Source organism: Aeromonas sp. TS_SC_11 (assembly GCF_057318915.1).
This window is the reverse complement of sequence record NZ_CM170470.1, coordinates 4,538,378-4,559,855: the sequence shown is the minus strand read 5'-3', so window position 1 is coordinate 4,559,855 and position 21,478 is coordinate 4,538,378. Positions and strand designations below refer to the sequence as shown.

Annotated in this window: 17 protein-coding genes; 9 read left to right on the top strand and 8 right to left on the bottom strand. The window is 52.2% G+C overall.

All coding sequences use genetic code 11. The features are described from left to right. Positions 1–288 precede the first annotated feature (288 nt). Complete coding sequence (locus tag AC1P02_RS20985; protein WP_265468175.1) at positions 289–885, bottom strand: hypothetical protein; 597 nt, start codon at positions 883–885, stop codon at positions 289–291. Positions 886–1,144: 259 nt separating this feature from the next. On the opposite strand from AC1P02_RS20985, the gene AC1P02_RS20980 reads away from it, so the two are divergent. Next, positions 1,145–1,411 carry a helix-turn-helix domain-containing protein gene (locus AC1P02_RS20980; RefSeq protein ID WP_005298604.1) on the top strand — a complete coding sequence of 89 codons (267 nt, stop codon included), beginning with the start codon at positions 1,145–1,147 and terminating at the stop codon, positions 1,409–1,411. A 204-nt stretch (positions 1,412–1,615) separates the two neighbouring features. Continuing rightward, positions 1,616–2,977 carry a sodium-dependent transporter gene (locus tag AC1P02_RS20975; protein WP_485183266.1) on the top strand — a complete coding sequence of 454 codons (1,362 nt, stop codon included), beginning with the start codon at positions 1,616–1,618 and terminating at the stop codon, positions 2,975–2,977. Between the two features lie 80 nt (positions 2,978–3,057). On the opposite strand, the gene rssA is transcribed toward AC1P02_RS20975, so the two are convergent. Beyond that, a complete protein-coding gene (rssA, locus tag AC1P02_RS20970; protein ID WP_011898481.1) occupies positions 3,058–3,924 on the bottom strand; it encodes a patatin-like phospholipase RssA in 867 nt (288 codons plus the stop codon). Positions 3,925–3,957: 33 nt separating this feature from the next. Beyond that, positions 3,958–5,511 (bottom strand): sensor domain-containing diguanylate cyclase, encoded by a 1,554-nt coding sequence (locus AC1P02_RS20965; protein WP_485183264.1) that lies wholly within the window; start codon positions 5,509–5,511, stop codon positions 3,958–3,960. A gap of 209 nt (positions 5,512–5,720) precedes the next feature. Here AC1P02_RS20965 and AC1P02_RS20960 point away from each other — a divergent pair, with 209 nt between their 5' ends. The 4 genes from AC1P02_RS20960 to AC1P02_RS20945 all read left to right on the top strand — a co-directional run bounded on the left by AC1P02_RS20960 (position 5,721) and on the right by AC1P02_RS20945 (position 12,932). Beyond that, positions 5,721–6,770, top strand: coding sequence for an efflux RND transporter periplasmic adaptor subunit (locus tag AC1P02_RS20960; protein WP_485183262.1), 1,050 nt, complete (start codon positions 5,721–5,723; stop codon positions 6,768–6,770). Next, on the top strand, positions 6,770–9,889 hold the full coding sequence (locus tag AC1P02_RS20955; protein ID WP_059167874.1) for an efflux RND transporter permease subunit: 3,120 nt from the start codon (positions 6,770–6,772) through the stop codon (positions 9,887–9,889). The genes AC1P02_RS20960 and AC1P02_RS20955 overlap by 1 nt, the downstream gene beginning before the upstream one ends. 94 nt (positions 9,890–9,983) lie before the next feature. Beyond that, positions 9,984–10,355, top strand: a complete 372-nt coding sequence (locus AC1P02_RS20950; RefSeq protein WP_021138812.1) for a hypothetical protein — start codon at positions 9,984–9,986, stop codon at positions 10,353–10,355. A gap of 138 nt (positions 10,356–10,493) precedes the next feature. Continuing rightward, positions 10,494–12,932, top strand: coding sequence for a YgiQ family radical SAM protein (locus AC1P02_RS20945; protein ID WP_485183259.1), 2,439 nt, complete (start codon positions 10,494–10,496; stop codon positions 12,930–12,932). A gap of 85 nt (positions 12,933–13,017) precedes the next feature. Here the strand turns inward: AC1P02_RS20945 and AC1P02_RS20940 are convergent, their stop codons facing one another. From AC1P02_RS20940 to AC1P02_RS20920, 5 genes are read right to left on the bottom strand one after another with little or no spacing between them, the layout of a single operon-like run. Beyond that, positions 13,018–13,530, bottom strand: a complete 513-nt coding sequence (locus tag AC1P02_RS20940) for a hypothetical protein (RefSeq protein WP_485183257.1) — start codon at positions 13,528–13,530, stop codon at positions 13,018–13,020. An 11-nt stretch (positions 13,531–13,541) separates the two neighbouring features. Continuing rightward, complete coding sequence (locus AC1P02_RS20935) at positions 13,542–13,949, bottom strand: hypothetical protein (RefSeq protein ID WP_485183255.1); 408 nt, start codon at positions 13,947–13,949, stop codon at positions 13,542–13,544. A 53-nt stretch (positions 13,950–14,002) separates the two neighbouring features. Then, positions 14,003–15,193, bottom strand: coding sequence for a phosphorylase family protein (locus AC1P02_RS20930; protein ID WP_485183253.1), 1,191 nt, complete (start codon positions 15,191–15,193; stop codon positions 14,003–14,005). Next, positions 15,190–15,651, bottom strand: coding sequence for a response regulator (locus AC1P02_RS20925; RefSeq protein ID WP_485183251.1), 462 nt, complete (start codon positions 15,649–15,651; stop codon positions 15,190–15,192). Before AC1P02_RS20925 ends, AC1P02_RS20930 begins: the two co-directional genes overlap by 4 nt. After that, entirely contained in the window at positions 15,644–19,000 is a 3,357-nt protein-coding gene (locus AC1P02_RS20920) for a hypothetical protein (RefSeq protein ID WP_485183249.1), read from the bottom strand. Before AC1P02_RS20920 ends, AC1P02_RS20925 begins: the two co-directional genes overlap by 8 nt. A 458-nt stretch (positions 19,001–19,458) precedes the next feature. Between AC1P02_RS20920 and AC1P02_RS20915 the strand changes: the two genes are divergently transcribed. The 3 genes from AC1P02_RS20915 (at position 19,459) to ruvC (ending at position 21,365) form a co-directional block, all read left to right on the top strand. Next, positions 19,459–19,698 carry a hypothetical protein gene (locus AC1P02_RS20915; protein WP_485183247.1) on the top strand — a complete coding sequence of 80 codons (240 nt, stop codon included), beginning with the start codon at positions 19,459–19,461 and terminating at the stop codon, positions 19,696–19,698. Between the two features lie 50 nt (positions 19,699–19,748). Continuing rightward, positions 19,749–20,660 carry a Gfo/Idh/MocA family protein gene (locus tag AC1P02_RS20910; RefSeq protein ID WP_485183245.1) on the top strand — a complete coding sequence of 304 codons (912 nt, stop codon included), beginning with the start codon at positions 19,749–19,751 and terminating at the stop codon, positions 20,658–20,660. A gap of 183 nt (positions 20,661–20,843) precedes the next feature. Then, positions 20,844–21,365, top strand: coding sequence for a crossover junction endodeoxyribonuclease RuvC (ruvC, locus tag AC1P02_RS20905; RefSeq protein WP_017412842.1), 522 nt, complete (start codon positions 20,844–20,846; stop codon positions 21,363–21,365). The last annotated feature ends 113 nt before the right edge of the window (positions 21,366–21,478 follow it).

Sequence of the window (21,478 nt, the reverse complement as noted above, 5' to 3'; positions counted from 1 at the left end):
GGCACGTTGGTTACGTGCTTCGCACTTTTTAATTTATGTAAGCTGCAGGCTCTGCCGAACAACAGTGTTGAAGCTGGCAGGGATCCCGGTTCCATCCGAGAGGCACTCATTCCTGGTGCACAAGCGAGCGGTTGGCATCGCATGCGATGCAATCAACCCTTCACGAACAGCCAATGTCATTCCGATGACGTGGCGCACTCTATGCCGATTTCAAAACATGATCAAGCTCACACATAGTCCATATGGCAAATTGTGTCGTGTGGATAACTGGCTGTTTATCCAAATTAATTAGTGATCCAAATAGGCTCTGTGCAGTTTCTTTTCTAGTTTCATATAGGCCTGAACCCAGTCAGATTGCGCCATGGCGGGACATTCGCGTGCCTGGAACACCGCCAGATAGTCGGCTTCGGTTGCTTTGCACAGTAAAGGGGTAAAACTGAGCAGGAAATGACGAGCCAGATAGGGGTCGAGTGGCCAGATGTTGAGGATGGCCCGTGCTACGGGCTGCACTGCGGCTGAACAGCGAAAGTGCAGGTGACCCGACTCCAGCCATTGCCCCATTTCGGCGAGCCCGGAGGCGGGTACCAAGCCTCCATCTCCCGGCACCTTGGCAAGGGCGATGCGGTTGCCGTTGCCAAGCAGCAGAGTGTGCGCTTCTTGCACCATGCCATCGTGACTGCGCAGGGGGAGGTCCGCAACGGGCTGTTCAAGAAACAAACTGCATTTGTCATCGAGCGCAGTCAAAACCGCTGCCGCCTGTTCATGCATGCTGGCGGGTAACCAGAATGCTTCGGCGCGTGTCTGCTGGCCTTGCATCAGCTGGCGGGTGAGAGCTTCGGGATCTGAAACTGGGTGTAAACAGGAGATTATGCCGGGAAGCGCCATGAGTTCTTACTCTTTAGGGATAGCTGGCGGATTATACGAGTTATTCTGGCGGCAACAATAAAGGTTTCTTTTCGAGACTGTTTACCTGAGGCGGTTGAGCGATTACCATCCCCGAGGTTTACAAGGGTTGTCGTCGAAAGACGCTGATTAAAGATAGAGGCTCGACCATAACGAGTCCGTTCAAAACTGATACACTTGACTACGAGTCGTCGCGAAAAATAAAGGTGGAGTCAATCCGCCGTACGGAGTATGGAACAATATGAATTCAAATATCGTAACTGTTGGCAAGAAGATCCGTCAGATCCGTGAAGCGGTCGGTTTGAGCCGTCCTAAATTTGCCGATCTGCTGGGCGTTCCCCCCACCACCCTGAAGAACTATGAACTGGGTTATCGTGAAGTAGGTGGCGCCTTCCTGGTGGCACTGGCTCATCACCCGGAACTGCACAAGTTCACCCTCTGGCTGCTGGCTGACAAAAAAGTCGCCGAAATCGGCCAGATCGGTCCGGACGATATTGCCAAGGCTTGATTTAATTGGGCTTTGACAAAAATGCCGCCATTGAGGCGGCATTTTTTTATCCATCAAATAATGACATCAATTAATTAAATTTGGCTAATTGTGCTCTCGTCCGGGATTTTAACGAAAATATCTTGGCAAGCCGGATTAATCCTCAGAAAATTCTGACCCTAGAATTAGGGATATCCCTTGCATGATGCGCACAGTGAGACAAGCATGAGTCAAATCCTTCCCAAGGCCAGAGATGGCTTTACCAGCAAATTCGGTGTCCTTGCCGCTACTTTGGGCTCTGCCGTCGGGCTAGGCAATATCTGGAAATTTCCCTACCTGACCGGTGAAAACGGCGGCGCCAGCTTCCTGCTGGTGTATGTCATTGCCACCCTGCTGGTGGGTCTGCCGGTGATGATTTCCGAGATCATGCTGGGTCGCAAGGGCAAAGCCGATGCGGTGACGACCTTGAGCAAGCTGGCACCCAGGGGCCAGCCCTGGTGGCTGATTGCCCTAATGGGGGTGGTTGCGGCCTTCCTCATCATGTCTTTCTATTCCGAGGTCGCGGCCTGGGTGTTTGCCTATATCTTCAAGGCTATCAGCGGCGAGATACTGTCAACCGATCCTGCGGTCACGGGCGCAGCCTTCAATGCGCTTATCACCAATCCGCTACAGAGTCTGCTCTGGCAGTGGCTGGTGCTGGCGCTGATGGGGGGCATACTGCTGATGGGGGTCTCCAGAGGGATCGAGGCTGTTACCAAGAAGCTGATGCCCGTGCTCTTCATCCTGCTGCTGGTGATCGGCATTCGCAGTCTGACCCTGCCAGGGGCGAGTCAGGGGCTGCATTTTCTGTTCTCGCCGGACTTTTCCAAGATCACCGCCGGTGTGGTGCTGACCGCCATGGGGCTGGCGTTTTTCAAGCTTTCCATCGGCATGGGCTGCATGATGACCTATGGCAGCTATTTTCGGGATGATCAGAACATACCGCTGACTACCTTCCGGGTGATGTGCGCCGATCTGTTCGTCTCCATGCTGGCGGGGATCGCTATCTTCCCGGCTGTGTTTGCGTTCGGCTTCGAGCCAACGGCGGGTCCCTCCCTGCTGTTCATCACGATTCCGGCCGTGTTCGCCAGCATACCCTTCGGTCACCTGTTCATGGTGCTGTTCTTCGTGCTTTCCGCCATTGCGGCCACCGGCGCCATGCTTTCCATTCTGGAAGTCCCTGTGTCCGTGGTGTCCGAGCGTTTTCACATGAGCCGTCCCAAGGCGACCCTGCTCAACTTGCTGGTACTGGGGGTTGTCGGGTCAACCTGCGCGCTCTCCAACAGCTCACTGGCAGAGGTGCAGATCGCCGGCAAGACCTTCTTCGATCTGTTCGACTTCGTCTCATCCAATGTGTTGATGCCCCTTGGCGGTATCTTCCTCTGCCTGTTCGTGGGCTGGGTATGGGGTTTCGAGCGGATGAAGGCGGCATTGACCAACGACGGCGAACTGGAGCTGGCTATCCTCAAGCCGCTGTTTTTCATCATCCGTTATGTGTCACCGCTGCTGATCCTGATCGTGATGTTAAAGGGGCTGGGGCTGTTCTGATGGCTTGCCGCAGCAAGAAAGCAAAAGAGCGCCGCTGGCGCTCTTTTTTATTTATGGGCTCGTCAGGTTGGCACCTGGCGTCAAATCAAGCCGAGACGGGAAAGCTCATCCTTGAGTTGCTCCATGTTGCGTTCGACACAGGCTTCCCCTTCGTTGATGGCATCGGAGGCCCGGTGGAAGTCCATGATGGAGAAGCTGCCAAGGCGCGGGCAGAGCTGGATTTCGGGGGGATCCCCCGCCATACGGGCGCGGGTGATGCGTTCCTGCATTATGTTGATGGAACCCGTCATCACGCTCCACATCCCCGGGGTATTGGGGCCATCGCCCCGGTTCAGCCACTGACTGAAGCGGTTGCCGGTGACGGGCTCGTCCGGTTCATCTGTCCAGGGTTGGTGCATGTCGGCGTTGAGGTTGACGGCGATTACCACCTCGGCCCCCATGGCGCGGGCCAGCGAAATGGGCACGGGGTTGACCACGGCGCCATCTACCAGCCAGCGATCCTCGACCAGGGTGGGGGTGAGTATGCCAGGCATGCCGCAGGAGGCGCGCACACACTGGCGCAGCGGCCCCTCTTTCAGCCAGATCTCGCGGCCGGTATCGAGCTCGGTGGCAACGCAGGCGAAGGGAAGGGGCAGGCTCTCGATGACGGGGTCGCCCAGGTGATTGGCGGCGATGCCAAACACCTTTTCCCCGCGAAACAGCCCGCCGGAGAGGGCGGGGTCGAGCAGGCTGACCACTTGCAACCGGCTGAAGCCGCGCACCCAGGACTCCAGCTTGTCCAGCTCGCCAGCAGCATAGGCGGCACCGACAAAGCTGCCGATGGAGCAACCCGCCACCAGATCCGGTTTGACGCCCAGGCGCTCCAGCGCCCGTATGATGCCGATATGGGCCCATCCTCTGGCAGCACCACTGCCCAGAGCCAATCCCACGCGGGGTTTTCGTGACACTTTGTCTCTCCTGAGGTGAGTGAGGCTCCCAGCTTACCCCGTGTTTTTGGCGCCGTCATCCTGCCAGCTTTCGCTTCGATTGCGTCCATTGGCTTTGGCTTGATAGAGGGCGAGATCCGCCCGGTGGATAGCCTCCTGCAGTGGAGTTCCGGCACGGCAATGGTGATAGCCCAGACTGATGGTGACCGCAAGGCCTGGCGCTATCTCCTCCCATGGATGTTCTGCTATCTGCAGGCGCAGCCGCTCGGCCAGTTGTTCGAGGGGCTCGCTCCCTCTGGCGAGCAGCAGAAATTCCTCGCCACCCCAGCGGATCAGGGCATCTTCTTTCCTCAACAAAGGCTGGCAGAGAGTGACCAGCCGGATCAGCACCTGATCGCCAACTTCGTGACCAAAGCGGTCGTTGACCTGTTTGAAGTGATCGCAATCAAACATGACAACCCCGACTTTACGGGCTTTGGCTCGCAGATGAAGACGCTCGAATTCGTCGAAATAGTGGCGATTGTAGGCGCCAGTCAGGGCATCGTGACTGGATAGATAGTCGAGTTGCCGGTTCAGACGACGGGCTTTGAGGCTGGAGAGCGCCGCCCACATCATGAAGAGGATGGTGATCAGGGAAGGAAGTGAATGCCAGAACAGGGCCTGGGTGAGTGCGGTCAGCGGGATGCGATGGATCAGGGTGAGTTGCGTATCAGGAATAGCCTGGACCAGTTGGAGGGCTCCTTGCCGCCACTGGTAGCCATGCCTGTCAGTCTGGAACTTTGGGACAAAGTCAGCCCCCTGCGCGCTGCTGGCCAGGATCTGCTGGTGTTGGTTGACCAGAAACAGCGTGCCAATGGCGGGGGTGGACTCATGCAGCAGCCGATCGAGCCGCTCGAGCAGCACATCTATGCTGATGACCCCTACCAGCACCTGGTCCTTCACTATGGGTTGCGACAGGGAAATCATCTGGCCCTCCCCGGCAAAATCTTCGTAGGGGCGCGATACGATGGCGCGCTGGCTGGGGTTTTGCTGTTTCAGGGCATCCTGCCAGTAAGATTTGAGATAGATGGCGCGATGAAAGCGAAACTCGCTGGAGGGGATCCAGGGGTAGAGATAGATAAAGTCATCTACCCCGGTGAAGTAGAGCCAGGCAACCTTGTCCCCCAGCAGTTTGCTGGCGGTGGAGAGCAGGGGGGACAGACTGAGCGCCAGATGCAGTCTGGCTTCTCGCTCGCTGCCCGGGGCAGGCAGTCGGCCCAGCCCGGTCAGATTGCCGCTGAGCCCGGCGGGCAGGTTGGCGGGAACCTTGTCCAGCGAGAATCCCAGCTCGGGATCTGTGCGCAGGGCTTGATAAAGCTGGCGGGTCAGGGCCGACTGCGGATTGCTGCGCAGCCGCTCCTCGGCCTGACCACGCATGGCCTCGAGCACGGTTTCCATCTGCTGGAATTGGGATCGCAAACGGGCGGCCATGTTGAGGGTATCGCGCTCGTTGAGTTCGGTGACCTGTTTCAGAGTCTGATGGAAGGTGAGGGCAAGCAGCAGTATGACGAGGGTACCAAGTAGCCAGTGCTGGCTGCGTGTGACGATATGAATGCGTGGTGCTGGCATAGGCGGCCGGGCCTGATCTGGACTGGTTCGGTTCATCAGTTTAGGGCAGAACCATCAAGAACGTCTCCTGTGACGACGATTTCGGTGATCTTCCACCGCTTCTGTTACGTTTTGTCACATTTATACATAGTCACGGCATAGTCAGGGGGTAACATGATGCCCATCATTGATGAAGTGCCTCCTTTTTCCCTAATTTCATGGATTGCTTGATGAAAATGCGTATGTGGCTGTCGATCGCCTGTCTCTCCCTGCTGATGCTGGGTGTCTGGTACTACCGTAACGGTGAAGCTGTCAGCAAACCCCAGCCCAAGCAGGTCAATATCAGGGCGCAAACGGTCAAGCAGAGTCTGGCTGAACCCTCCATCAAGCTGGTGAGCAAGCTGGCCGCCAATCGCTCCGTGGTGATAAGCCCCGAGGTGACAGGGCGTATCGTCAAGATAGCGGTGCGTTCCGGTCAGCAGGTCAAGCAGGGCGATACCCTGATTGCGCTGGATGCGGGCAAGCAGCAGGCGGAGCTCGCCGAGCAGAGTGCCAGTGCGCGCGATGAGGCTCGCAAGCTGCGGGACATGCGCCGGCTGGTGGCGCGTGGCGCCGTGACCCAGTCCGAGCTGGAAGGGCAGGAGGCCACAGTGGCGCAAGTTCAGGCAAGGGTGGATGCCGCACGTTACGAGCTCTCCTTGCGTACCCTGCAAGCACCGTTTGACGGCTCCGTCAGCCTCATCGACTTGAGTGAAGGGGCCCTGGTCAACAGTGGTGACACCCTTCTCCATCTCGATGAGCTTGCTAGGCTGCGGCTCGATTTGGCGGTGCCCGAACGCTACCTCTCCCTGCTGCGCCCCGGCATGGCGGTGACCGCCACCAGCTCGGCCTGGCCGGATCAATCGTTTCATGGCGTGCTGGAGACCCTCGACAGCCGGGTGTCCAACGATACCCAGAACATCAAGGCCCGTGTCATCATTCCCAATTCTGACGGTCAGCTGCGGCCCGGCATGCTGCTCAATGTGGAGCTCTCCCTGCCGCCCCAGAAGATGACCCTGATCCCCGCCCAGTCAGTGGAGTACGCCGGTGAACAGCGCTTCGTCTATCGCCTCGAGCCCGATGGTCGGGTCAAGCGGGTGGTCGTGGTACTGGGGGATACCCATGGTGAAGAGGTGTGGGTCACCGAGGGCTTGAAAGTCGGCGATCGCATAGTGGTAGAGGGGCTGGTCAATCTGCGTGACGGCATCAGTGTGCATGATCTGGCGGAGGTCAAAGGCTGATGTGGCTCTCCGATATATCTGTTCGTCGCCCCTTGGTGGCTGTGGTATTGAGTGCCCTCTTGACCGTGTTCGGTCTGGTGGCTTTCAGCAAATTGACGGTGCGCGAGATGCCGGATGTGCAGACGCCATCCGTCTCCATCACCACCATGTACGAGGGGGCGGCCCCCGCCGTCATGGAGAGCCAGGTCACCAAGCCCATCGAGGATCAGCTCTCCGGTATCAGCGGCATCAAGAACATCAACTCGGTGACCCGCAAGGGGCGCTCCGTCATCACGGTAGAGTTCAAGCTCGGCTGGAACATGGTGGAGGGCACCTCGGATGTGCGTGATGCCCTCTCCCGTGCCCGGCCCAGGCTGCCGGACGACGTGGATGAACCCATGGTCACCAAGGACAACGGCAACGGCGATGTTGCTGTCTGGCTCAACTTCAGCAGTACCCAGATGGACCGTACCGCCATGACCGACTACGCCAACCGCGTGCTGGTCGATCCCTTGAGTCTGGTGGACGGGGTGAGCGAAGTGGCCCTCTCCGGCGATCTGACCCAGGTGATGTACGTGCGGCTGCGCCCGGCGGACATGGCGGCCCGTGGCATCACGGTGGCGGACGTGCAGGACGCCCTCAAGCGGGAGAATATCGAGCTGCCCGGGGGGGAAATCCGCAACAACAGCATGACGATGGCGGTGCAGATTGCCCGCCTCTACCACACTGCCGCCGATTTCCAGGCCTTGCAGGTGCGCAGTGCCGACAACGGCCAGAGCATCTATCTGGCGGATATCGCCGATGTGGAGGTGGGGGCCAAGAATGAAGACAGTGCCTACCAGCGCAACGGTCGCGAGAGCCTGGGGATCGGTATTGTCGCCCAGTCCACCGCCAACCCGCTGGCGGTGGCCCAGGGCATCGAGCAGAAGATAACCGAGATGCAGCGCTTCCTGCCGGAAGGGGCCAAGCTCGAGGTCGACTATGACTCCACCATCTTCATCAAGCAGGCCATCGACGAGGTGTACGAGACGCTGGCCATCAGCGCCGTGCTGGTGGTGGCCGTGCTCTATCTGTTCCTGGGGCAGGGGCGTACCACACTGATCCCGGCCATTACTGTCCCTGTGTCGCTGATCTCCGCCTTTATCGGTGCCTGGTATCTCGGTTTTTCCATCAACCTCATTACCCTGCTGGCACTGATCCTCGCCATCGGTCTGGTGGTGGATGACGCCATAGTGGTGGTGGAGAACATTCACCACCACCTGCAACGGGGTGAGCCACCGCTGATGGCGGCCTGGCACGGTACCCGCGAGGTGGGCTTTGCCGTGGTGGCGACCACGGCCGTGCTGGTGATGGTGTTTGTGCCAATCGCCTTCATGGATGGCATGGTGGGGCGGCTCTTCACCGAGTTCGCCATCCTGCTCTCCCTGGCCGTGCTCTTCTCCTCCCTGGTGGCACTGACCCTGACGCCAGCCATGGGCTCCTGGCTGATGCGCTCCGTCGACAAACCCAATGTGCTGACGGCGGCGCTCGATCGCGGCCTCGGCTGGGTGGAGAAACACTACCGACGCCTGCTTGGCTGGGTGCTGCGTCGTTCAGCCTGGACGCCGCTGGTGCTCTTGCTCTGCCTTGGCGGCATCGGCGCCCTGTTTGGTCAGCTGCCCACCAGCCTGACCCCTACCGAAGACAGGGGCGTGCTCTATGTGTTCGTGAAGGGGGCCGAGGGCACCAGCATAGAGCGGATGAAGCGCAACATGCAGCAGGTGGAGGCCGCCATCATGCCGCTGCTGGGCAAGGGAGTGGTGCAGGCCATGAGCTTCAGCACCCCGGCCTTTGGCCGTGGCGGCGATCAGACCGGGATGGCGATCATTCAGCTCACCGACTGGACCGAGCGGGACGAAACCGCCACCCAGTTTGCCCAGTCCCTGAGTGGACGACTGGCGGGGATCCCGGATGTGATGATCCGCACCTTCCAGCCTGGCTTTCGGGGCGGTTCCACCGCTGCCGTCCAGTTCGTGCTGCAGGGCTCCGACTATGCCGAGCTCTACCAGCAAGGGCTGGCTTTGAAAGAGGCGGCGGCCCAGAGCGGCCTGATGTCGATGCCGGATCTCGACTACGCCGAGAAGACCCCCGAGCTGCAAGTGACCATAGAGCGGGACAGGGCCAGCCAGCTCGGCATTCCGGTGTCGACTGTGGCCAGCTCGCTGCAGGCCCTGCTCGGCGGCGTGAGCCAGACCACCTATGTGGACAGGGGCGAGGAGTACGACGTCTATCTGCGCGCCAATCAGCACGACTTCAACGGCGTGTCCGATCTCAGCCGTATCTATCTCAAGGCTGCCAGTGGCGAGATGGTGAGTCTCTCCACCCTGGCCACCGTCAAACAGGTGGCAAGCCCGCAGCGGCTCAACCACTACCAGCGGCAGAAGGCGGTGACCCTCACCGCCGATCTGGCGCCGGATCGCACCCTGGGCGAGGCGCTGGACTTCCTCGATGGCTGGGCCAATGCCAATCTGCCGAGCGGCATGACGGTGGATTATGCCGGTGAGTCCAAGGATTATCGCGACAACCAGGGCGAGATGGTAATGGTGTTCGGTCTGGCCCTGCTGGTGGTCTATCTGGTGCTGGTGGCCCAGTTCGAGAGCATGCTGACCCCGGCTGTGGTCATGGTGACGGTTCCCCTTGGCATCTTCGGTGGCCTGCTCGGCCTCTGGCTGACGGGACAGGAGCTGAGCATCTACAGCCAGATCGGGATGATCATGCTGATCGGCATGGTGACCAAGAACGGCATCTTGATCGTGGAGTTCATCAATCAGCTTCGCCAGCGTGGGGAAGCGTTCGATGAGGCCATCATTGCCGGCTCGGTGCGCCGCCTGCGGCCCATTCTGATGACGTCGCTGACCGCCATTATTGGTGCGGTGCCGCTGATGCTCTCCATGGGCGCGGGTTACGAGAGCCGGATGGCGGTGGGGACAGTAGTGTTCTTCGGCCTGTCGCTGGCGACCCTGGTGACCCTGCTGATGGTGCCTGCCATCTATCATCTGCTGGCCAAACGGGCGGGCATGACAGGGGCGAGGGATCTGCTGGTGGACGAAGCGCTGGCAGCCGAGTTGGCGGTGAAAGCCGAGGATAAACCGGCTGCCTGATACCTACACCCATATAGGTGCAAGCCGCAGAAAGCGGATGGTATCACGGCAGCCGACGGTTAATATGTAACCAGTTTTAACCTTGAGGTGAGCTATGTTGCCATCTGCTATCTATGAGCCGCTGCCTTTTGCCTATATGGGCAGCGGTTTGCTGCTGCTGGGGGTTGCCGAGCAACCGGGTCTGCTGCTGGCCGGACTGGCGTTCTATCTGGCCGGTTCCCTGGCCTGGTTCAGGCGCAGTGCCCATAGGCGCATCGACAAGCCACTCCCTGCCCGCAAGCAGGGCTGGCCGCTCTGGCTCTACGAGATCCGCCCGTTCGCGCTGATCTTGCTGGGTTTGCTGATGCTGCGTCTGGCCACTCACCCCATCTTCCTGGCGCCAGCCCTAGTCTGGTGTCTGCTCGGTGGTTATCAGCTGCTGCAGCGCCATTACAGCCGCATAGTGCTGGCCCGCGTCCTGGCCTGATCCCGTTCAACCCCGCGTTATTGAGGCGAGCCAGTCACTGGCTCGCCTTTCCCCCTTGCTCTGTAGGGGCAAAAAGCCATCGCCCCCGCTCTGCTCTGCCGGTATAATGCGCGACCCGAATTGTTCCAGGTGTTCAAAATGCAGCCGGTTACCCACCTTTTCTCCTATCCCCGCTACTGGGCCGAGTGCTACGGCACGGCGCCCTTCCTGCCCATGTCCAGAGCGGAGATGGACAAACTCGGCTGGGACAGCTGTGACATAGTCCTGGTGACCGGTGACGCTTATGTGGATCACCCGAGTTTCGGCATGGCGGTCATAGGCCGCATGCTGGAATCCCAGGGCTTTCGGGTCGGCATCATTGCCCAGCCGGACTGGTCATCGAAGGATGACTTCATGCGTCTGGGCAAACCCAACCTTTTCTACGGGGTGACGGCGGGCAACATGGACTCCATGATTAACCGCTACACCTCCGACAAGAAGCTGCGCCACGACGATGCCTACACACCGGGAGACATAGGCGGCAAGCGGCCCGACCGCGCCACCCTGGTCTATACCCAGCGCTGTAAAGAAGCTTTCAAAGAGGTGCCGGTGGTCATAGGCGGCATAGAGGCGTCGCTGCGCCGCATCGCCCATTACGACTACTGGTCCGAGACCATACGTCGCTCCATCCTGCTCGATGCCAAGGCCGACATCCTCATCTACGGCAACGCCGAGCGGCCGCTGATCGAGGTGGCGCACCGCATCGCCAATGGCGAGACCATCGACACCATGCAGGATATTCGCGGCACCGCCGTGATCCGCAAGGAGCCGCTGCCCGAGTGGCGCGGGGTGGATTCGAGCAAGCTGGATCAGATCGGCCGCATCGACCCCATCATGAACCCCTATATGGAAGGGGCGCCCTGCTCGGATGACGAAGGCACTGCGCCGGTGGAGCAGGAGGCCAAGCCTGTATTGGTGCAGCCACCCAAGCAGAAGCCATGGGAAAAAACCTATGTGAAGCTGCCGGCGTTCGAGCGGGTGAAGGAAGACAAGGTGCTCTACGCCCATGCGTCGCGCATTTTGCACCACGAGACCAACCCGGGCTGCGCCCGCGCGCTCTCCCAGGCCCACGGCGATCGCATCGTCTGGGTCAACCCGCCCGCCTTCCCGCTGGAAACCGACGAGATGGACGGCGTGTTCGGCCTGCCGTATCAGCGGGTGCCGCACCCGGCCTATGGCAAGGAGAAGATCCCGGCCTACGAGATGATCAAGACCTCGGTCAACATCATGCGCGGCTGCTTCGGCGGCTGCTCCTTCTGCTCTATCACGGAGCACGAGGGGCGCATCATCCAGAGCCGCTCGGAAGAGTCGATCATCAAAGAAATCGAAGAGATCCGCGACAAGGTGCCGGGCTTCACCGGCGTCATTTCGGATCTGGGCGGCCCCACCGCCAACATGTACAAGTTGCGCTGCAAGAGCCCCAGGGCCGAGCAGACCTGTCGCCGTGCCTCCTGCGTCTGGCCGACCATATGCCCGCACATGGATACCGACCATACCCCGACCATCAACCTCTATCGCAAGGCGCGGGATGTGAAGGGGATCAAGAAGATACTGATCGCCTCCGGGGTGCGTTACGACATAGCGGTGGAAGATCCGCGCTACATCAAGGAGCTGGCCAAGTACCACGTCGGCGGCTACCTCAAGATTGCCCCCGAGCACACCGAGGAGGGGCCGCTCTCCAAGATGATGAAGCCGGGCATGGGCAGCTACTACAGCTTCAAGGAGCTGTTCGACAAGTATTCCAAAGAGGCGGGCAAGCAGCAGTACCTGATCCCCTACTTCATCTCCGCCCATCCGGGCACCACGGATGAAGACATGGTGAACATGGCGCTCTGGGTCAAGACCAACAACTTCAAGCTCGATCAGGTGCAGAACTTCTACCCGTCGCCGCTCGCCAACGCGACCACCATGTATTACACCGAGAAAAACCCCCTCAACAAGGTGAGCCGCCAGGGCGGGGACGTGTTCGTGGTGAAAGGGGAACGCCGTCGCCGCCTGCACAAGGCGCTGCTGCGCTACCACGATCCGGCTGGCTGGCCCATGATCCGCGAAGCCCTGCTGGAAATGGGCAAGGGTCACCTGATCGGCAACGGCCCCAACTGCCTGGTGCCGCCGGAAGGACGCGGCGAGGCGGTGGCGTCGCGCAGCATCAACAAGGGGCTGAAACCGGCCCTGACCCGCCACAGCAACATTGTTCACCAGCGGGGTAATGGCGCGGGCAAGGCTTCTACCGGTAAAGGCGCTGCACAGGGCGCCTCGGCGACCGCGCCGCAAGGCAATAAGGGCACTCGTAGCGAAGCTCCAGCCAACAAGGGTGGCAAGGCGGGCAATGGCAAACCGGTCGGTGCCCAGTTTGGTAAAGGTACGGGTGCTAACGGCAAACCCTCAGCCCAAGGCGCAGGTCAGGGCAAACCAGCAGGGCAGGGGAAACCCATGCACAAGGGTAAAACCCCGACTCGCGCTGGCTCAGCCAAACCTGTAGCCCAAGGCGGCAAGCCTGCGCCGAAAGGCAATGGCGCCAAGCGACCGGCTCGGTGAGTTTTCTGATTGGAGAGTGATAGAAATAAAGAAGGCGACCAGATAGTCGCCTTTTTACTTTTATCAATCGAGCATATTATTGAGACTATTTTCCACACTTAGAAATTTCCCCCCGCACTTGAATTAATTGCTGATTCAAAAGCTCTGAGTACCTCCGCAGCTCTTCGACAAGACGTTCATCCGCCCGTAGTTGGTCATCATCTTTTTTATATATGCCACTATAAAGCGAAAGTGCTGATTGTATAGAACTCTCAGCCGTTTGCTGTTTAAGTATTATGAAATTTGCTTCGGAGGCATATCTTTGGCATATAGATATTGACATTGAACTTTGTGATTCTAAGAGCTGGGTTTGTTGTTTTTTCAAGCTTTCATTCTGAAACTTTGTTCTATCAAGTTCTTCCGAAACATATGTATACCTTTCGATGGGCACATGTGTTTTTTCAATATCCGATTTATAAATATACGAATCGTGTAAAACGACATCAGCATTAAAAAAACCTGAAACGTACTTGTATGCTCCTAACCCGGCTATAAAACCTGTAGAAAGAAAGAGTAAAGCAAGCGCCGTGTGTTTTTTAAAATCATCTAAAAGTTGCATAAAAATCCTTGTCAAACCCAACATCTATAGATTTTTCCCATCGCCTTAGACCATAGTAAAGCAATGAAAGAGATTCTTAGAATATTCAATGGATTAAACAGTCTTGTCCAGCTAATTTCACAACGAAGATAAGCGATAAGAAATAGAAAAACTGGGACACCCACCTTTTTGACAACGAACGTGGAAACCGTGACACCCGCAGCGATGCTCCTGCTGTAAACAAGAGCGGTAAAGGCAATTGCAAACCGCTCGGGAAACCAGTGCACAAGGGTAAAGCCCCTACTCGCGCTGGCACCGCTAATCCAAGCGCCAAAGCGGCAGCCCAGGGCGGCAAGCCTGCGGCCAAGAGTAATGGAGCCAAGCGACCAGCGCGGTGAGTTTTCTGATTGGGAAAGTGATAGAAATAAAAAGGGAGGCATTATGCCCCCCTTTTATATGATTTCAATCAGCTTTATAACAAAAATCAAAAAAATTATATTAAATCATCAAGCTTATTTATGATGAAATTCATGGCTACAGATGCGCTTGTGTATGCACAATAATTTTGTATATCGTCGGCCTTATGTTTATCACCCATATCACAGACTGATTTTATTACTGCTCCATAGATATCATAAGATGCAGCTGTAGCCATTATTGCATATGACTCCATTTCAATGGCTGTCACTTTCCGATGTTTTTCTACTATATCGGCTACGGTAGCTTGAGTCGCGATTACAGAAGAGCCACAAGCCATTGGTGCAATTTTTATTTGTGGAATGACGGTGATGTCATTTCTTTTCCAAGATAAAACTAAGGATTGTAGAAAAGCTTTGTCTTGCGATATAGCTCGAAAACTCTCTCGTACTTTTCTGTTGAGATCTAGTTGATGAGGGTCAGGTAAAAAGATAACCTTACCACTTTCATCCTCGGCAATCTTCCCTGCTCCCCAGTCCCAGACTGGATCTCCAATAATAACGTCTCCCAATGTGGTTTTACCTGCAACGCCAGCACAAATACCAGTCATAAGTAGCATTTTTGGCTTGAATTTCTCTATGACTCTTGTTGCAACTTGTGATGACCAAGTGACCCCCATTTTTTCTGCAGCAGCAGAGACGATCCTTCGTCTTAAACCTTTTGCTGTAGTTATTTCATAAAAATAATATTTATAGCCATCAATAAAAAATGAAGAATTATTTGGATTTAATTTCAATAATTCTTCAAGTTCCGTATCTTCTAATGCGGTGATAATTGCCACATCAACGGTGATATAATTCGAGTTATTCTCTATTGCCTTAGCCTTGGAAATAAGTAGTTCTTTCCAGCAATCATAATCATTCTTTACATCAAATAACAGCCAGCCACAAGTTTTAAAAAAGGCACTATGTAATGCTACATCGGAGGCATTTGATGTCAAACCAAAAATGTATCTTGGTATTTTTGAATGTGATAGGAATTCCACAGTCCTTAATAACTCTATCCCTCCTTGTGGATTAATATCACCGCCATCGATATCAGGTATCTGTACATCAATGATCATAACATCAAATAGTTCATTGCTTAACTTTTGTAGTGCATCGGCAACTGAGACTACTTTCGTAAACTCAATACAATCAAAACCATCGAGAACTTTGTTTATAGTTGGATATTTATCATAATTATCTTCAACTAATAAAATTTTCAATTTAGCACCTCAAAGATTTTTGTCTTTAATAAAGTTTTCCATTCATTAGAAGTTGAACGAAAAAATATTGAGCCTTTATAAATATTTGGATGTTTATCAAAAAGTTTTTTATCTAAAGTTCTCAATGGGAATGCATCATCACCGACGCCAAAAGTATCATATTGAGTGATTACAATGATGGGAATGCTAAAGCCGAGCAAATCCATTTGAGCTAAAAAATCTTCACCAGCGAAACTCTCAGGTATACCACCCACAGGATCTTTTTCGGAGATGTCATAAGTAGACATACTCATATCAAGTAAAATAATGTTGTAAACGGGATTATCTAAAATCTCAAAAACACCACTTGCAAGAGATTCCTTACATGTAACATCCGGTATATCTAGTTCATTTTTAAGGTAATTTGAAATAGCGCTAGACTTATAAAAATCATCTTCAATGATCAATATTTTAATCATAGCTCAATCCTTTTGCATTTTTGAATGACACTGAGGCGGAAAAGTTATCTTTTGATAAGTAGCATAACGTGACATCTTCCCGGGCATTCAATTCATAACGTATACCACTTTTCACCCTAGCAATCCCAGTATTGCCCCCTTCTCGTTGCATTAACATTTTCAAATCTGCAGACGAAACGTGCTCACTATATTTTTTCAATTCAATATTTTTGTGTTCAAAACTTTCCATGCATGCACAATTATTTCTTATTTCAATTCTCACGCTATTACTAGGTATGTCGGAGGAGCATATTATTTCAATCTTAACGTTCGATGGATGTAAATAAGAATATTTAATTGCATTGTTAACTAAGTTGTATATTATGTCGACAAATGAAGATAATATATCGTAGGTTATTTTTATTTTGCTATCATCTATAAGTTTTATATTTTCTATTTGAACCATGTTCTTTATTATGCCAGTCACGATCTCCATATCATAATTTTCTTCATGGAAGTCTTGCTTCAGTCTAAACCAATTAATTATGACATCGAGCTGATTTAACGCATGCTGCTTGGAGCTTGTTACAAGTCTATGAAACTCAAATGGAATATGATAGTCACTTTGTATTTTATATAAAAACCCTTCAAATTCATCGAATAGATTCAATATATCACTTCTACTCTTAATATCTAAGTCTGACATTATATTTAGACAGCCATTAGAAAGTTTTTCATCTATAAACTCATCTAAGTATGTACAGCACTCATTGAAGCTTTGTGATGCTTCAATTTTTTTAGCAACTTTAATTAGATCTGAATCTGTGAGATAGAAATTAAATTTTTGAATGGTAGGGCTAGGAGCATCAATACATATCTGAACCCAGTCATTAATTATCTCGTTTATGACTAGGTACAATCTTCCTTTAAATTCCATTCTCTTTTCTTTGAGAACTGCTATTAAATCATCTGGTGAATCCTTTAATATGCTATAGAATTGTTTATCTTCATCATTATCATCAGTTGGTAAAAACCCATTGCTTACCAAGTTGCTTGTTATTGTTGATTCAAGTGTGCCATGTCGAATTCTTGTACTGAGATATGTATTTAATCCTTTTAAACCGAAACAGTATTCCTCTGTATATGCTTTTATCATTTGAAAAGTTGTTTTTAATTTGTAGTCACGTCCAAGTGAAACATACTGCCTTATGTGAACAGGTAAAATATTTAGGCCTAATGAAGTAATTGTATTCATATCAACTTTTTCAAGCGCTAATTTATTCAAAGCTTTTTCAATTTCATTATCTAATATATCACCAGAATCATTTATTTTTTCTACTAAATCTTTATATAACGAGTTTAGTTGGTCCCAAATACTATTAATAATGTAGTCTTTGTCAGCGTAAATTTTTGTACTATTGACTTGTTTTTCGGCGACTTCAAGAACTTTTCTTTTAGAAAGTAATTTTGATTCATTTAGTAATTTGTCAATATTTCCCATTTTATTGCTAACTAAGATATTGCATATTCTGATCCGCTCATCATAAGCCTCACTTTGAGTTCTATAGAGCCAAGATTTTGTCAGTAATTCTTTCTCACACACATCAGATAAGAAAAAAATATGCATCCAATTATTTTTATCTAGTGGTAATTCTGATGGGTGTTGCAGCCCCATATGTCTGATTGCTTTTCCGATAGCAATGCCGGTGGCATTATTATTCATTTTCCTATCAACAAAGCTATCTTTGCATAAATAAAGACAAATGGCAGTTTCTATTTTTTGTGTATTTCTTACACTTGACTCTAATGATGCGTAAAATTCATTTGTGATAAAATAATTTATCGCTGAAGGATATTTATTGTATATATCTAAAAAATAGTTGCATGCCTGTTCTATGCTGCCGCTTATCGACATTATTTTAATGAAAAGCTGAGATAACTCATTATCTTTATATGAAATATTACAACTAAGGTGATCTGATGCCTCACGAACCTTGTTTTCTTTGAGTAGCTCTAATATGTGGTATTTAAGTTCTCTTTCATTTTTTTCTCTATGATTTAATTGTCCTCTATTCATAAAAATCTTTGCGGTTGCACCCTCATATTTTAAATATTCATAATTAGAAAAATGATTTGACAAAATGACAGATTTTAAGGGTGTATTGTCCTTAGATAATAGTAGCTCAGCTCTTAGAATGTGAGCTTCCATTTCATTGAAATATCCTTTTGATTCAATGTTTATTCTGTGCTTAATGATATTAAATATTGTTATTCCTCTCAGGGATAGATTTAGGTTTGATAATTTACATACAGAGCTTTGAAAATAATTCTTTTTTGAATATATATCAGCCATTAAATTAGATTGAATAAAATAAAGACAATCTTCTGGCAGCTTACTATCTTTGAAAGAAAGAGATTTTGAGAGAATCTTGAATCTTGATGGATCAAACTCTTTATATTTTGATAGTGAACCAATCACAGCATCATAGTCGTTTAACGTATAGTTATCATAGAATGCTTGTATATAATCGGACATTTCATTATGATAATTAACATTATTAAGAAGGTAATGATCTACAGATGAGATATATGATAAAACCTCATTGTAATAAGATTCATATCCCTTGTGGATTCCTGTAATTGTGATATAGCAAAGCACTTCAAATGCTTTAAATAAATCTATAAGTGTGGAGTTTAGTTCGTACTTTATAACATGGAAAATATCAAACGTCTGTTCGCCACTTAATAATCCAAAGACTCGGTAATTGTAAAAACTATAAAGCTCGTTTTTTGTTGGTTCAGTATCCATAGGTTCTGGATTAATTAAGTTTCCAGAGTTTATATCGTCAATGTTATTCTGGTGAACCTTTATTAAGATATCATCTATTGTGTTGTAATATTCGGGTTCTTTAGTGAGAATCTCTTTCTCTGAATTTATATTTATTAAGCTTTTTCTCAGTGTAATACTCCAAAAGCTCAATCCAAACTTAGCTTCAATATCATCTAATATTTCTAATGCACTATCAATTGAACCATATAGGATATGATTAACTAGAATTTTCTCTAAATTAATAAAACTTGTTATTGCTTGATGGTTTCTTTTTAAAATGCCGATCAAATAATAAAATATGGAGAGATTACTTGCTGATTTTATATAGCTTGGGATAAATCCATTAAAATTATTGATTGTTCTATTTTCTATAGCGCTCGATATGTTTAATGCATTTTTAAAAGGGAATTTAGTATACATCACTTTAGAAAATGTCATGAGAGATTTTGGTTCGAGCTCGATAAACGCTCTTTCTATAATTTGATGTTTTTTCTTACTGCTTTTAAATAGTTTATCTAAAGCATTTATTTTATTAGCCATATGATACTCGGGTTGAGTTATATTTTTTAAATTTTTTAACGCCTATTAGTTTAGATGGATAGATAGAAATTAATATTGTAATCTTGTTTGTAAAATATTTATTTCTAATGACTACCTTATTGAATGTGGAAATTTATTGGTCTTACGTTTGATGTTTCTTTATTTTAATCACGCTACCGCCCGTGGATTACAGCTTCCAATATGCTTCGTTGACCCGCGCTGATAACAACCTATCGCAGTTCAACAGGTTCTGGATGGCTATGGTAAGTCAAACGAAGCTGAGCCAGCGAGCACAAAACGGAGATAACCATCAGAAAATCATCGTTTTTTGAACTGCGTCATCAAAGCGCTTAAGCAGGTGCGATAAAAACGGGCAAGCAGGCGCGGCTTTGCTATCTTGTTCGGCCTATGGATAAGGGGGGGATTGAATGGTCGGCTCCCTTGCACAGGAGCAATAGATGGCGGTGAAAGCCAAATCCAGAAGAGAGAAGATGGGCAGCGGGCTGGGGCTGCTGCTCGGGATCCTTATTTTCAATCTGATTGCCTACCAGTTTGTTGAGACAAAAGCGCTCTCCGAGACCAACCGGATGATAGGGGCCATTGTCAGCGCCCTGCTCTGCTCAGCGCTGGGGGCCAGAGTGGGCAAATGGTTGGATGCCAGGGAGCAGGCCAAAGGGCTGGGGAAAGAGTTCGAATAGAAAGCACCGAATGTTACCCTGTGCTATCGCATCCATCACAAGGAGTTCCCATGCGCATTGCCTTGATTGGCCTTGGTGATATCGCCCAGAAGGCCTATCTGCCGCTGATTGCCAGCGACGAGCGGGTGACCCCGCTGCTCTGCACCCGAAGCCCAGAGGTGCTGGACAAGCTGTCTCGCCAATACCGGATCCCCGAGTGCTTTACCGATGTGGATGCGCTGCTCGCGAGCCGCCCGGATGCAGTGATGATCCATGCCGCCACCGCCGTGCACTTTGAGCTGGCCGAGCAGTGCTTGCGTGCCGGTATCCCTACCTTTGTCGACAAGCCCCTGTGTGACAACGCAGCCGAGGTGGAGGTACTCGCCGACTTGGCCCTGACGCAGGATTGCCCGCTGTTTGTGGGCTTCAACCGCCGCTATCTGCCCGCCATGAGCGCCGCCCGTACAGATAATCAGCCGCTCACCGAACTCAACTGGCAAAAACACAGACACGCCTTGCCGGGGCTGCCGCGCCAGTTCCTGTTCGACGACTTTATCCATGTGCTCGACAGCCTCTGCTTCTATGGCGGCCTGCCTACCGGGGATCTGCATGCTGTGCTACGGCGCAGCAGTCAGCAGCCCGAGCTGCTGGCCGGAGTGAGCGTCGCCTGGCAAAGCGGGCAGACGGCGGTGAGTGGCAGCATGAACCGCAGTGCCGGCATCACGGAGGAGCGTGTCGACGCTTACGGCGACAACCTCTCCCTGCACCTGGAAAACTGCACCCGGGGCACGATTGCCCGAGACAAAACTGTGCAGACCCTGGCACAGGACGACTGGCAGCCGGTACTGGCCCAGCGGGGCTTCGTGGCTATGCTCGATCACTGGTATCGGCAAATCGAGGTGGGCAAGGCCGATGGGACTCTGATCGAGAGCTATCTGCACGGCCATCGACTGGCCGAGCGGCTGGTGGCGCTGGCGGGCTGATTTTTCTCCTGCGCCTGCCGCGCCTGATTTTGCGGGCCCGCACGGGTGAAGGAACAGGCAGACCACTGTACAAGATGACGGATCCCTGCGCAGTCAGCCGGCGAGGGCGCCGCCGCGCGAGCCAAGCGGGCGCTTGTTTGCTATCTTGGCGCCCATGAAATGCCTTCAGAGCAACAGAGTGTCATGAGCATTATTTTGGGCATAGACCCGGGTTCCCGGATCACAGGCTACGGCGTTATCCGCATAGTTGCAGGCAAGGCGGAATACCTGGGCTCCGGCTGCATTCGCACCGACCTGGGCGAGCTGCCGTCGCGCCTCAAGCAGGTGTATGACGGGGTGAGCGAGATCATCACCCAGTTCAAGCCCGACGAGTTCGCCATCGAGCGGGTCTTCATGGCCCGCAACGCCGATTCGGCCTTGAAGCTGGGTCAGGCCAGGGGCAGTGCCATAGTCGCGGCGGTCAACGCCCTGCTGCCGGTCAGCGAATACTCGGCGACCCAGATCAAGCAGGCGGTGGTGGGCACGGGTGGCGCCGCCAAGGAGCAGGTGCAGCACATGGTGACCCATCTGCTCAAGCTGTCGGCCACGCCCCAGGCGGATGCGGCGGATGCGCTGGGGGTGGCTATCTGCCACTTCCATACCCGCCAGAGCCTGATCAAGATGGCGGGGCGTGCCACCAGTTCGGTGCGGGGCCGCTATCGCTGAATCCTGCCGACGCTGGCTGTGTCTGAGGACCAGTGTGAGAGGAGGGCGCCCGTGCGCCCTCCTCGTTTATCCGCGCCATTTATCCACTCGCATGCTGACTTGTTGTCAAAAGA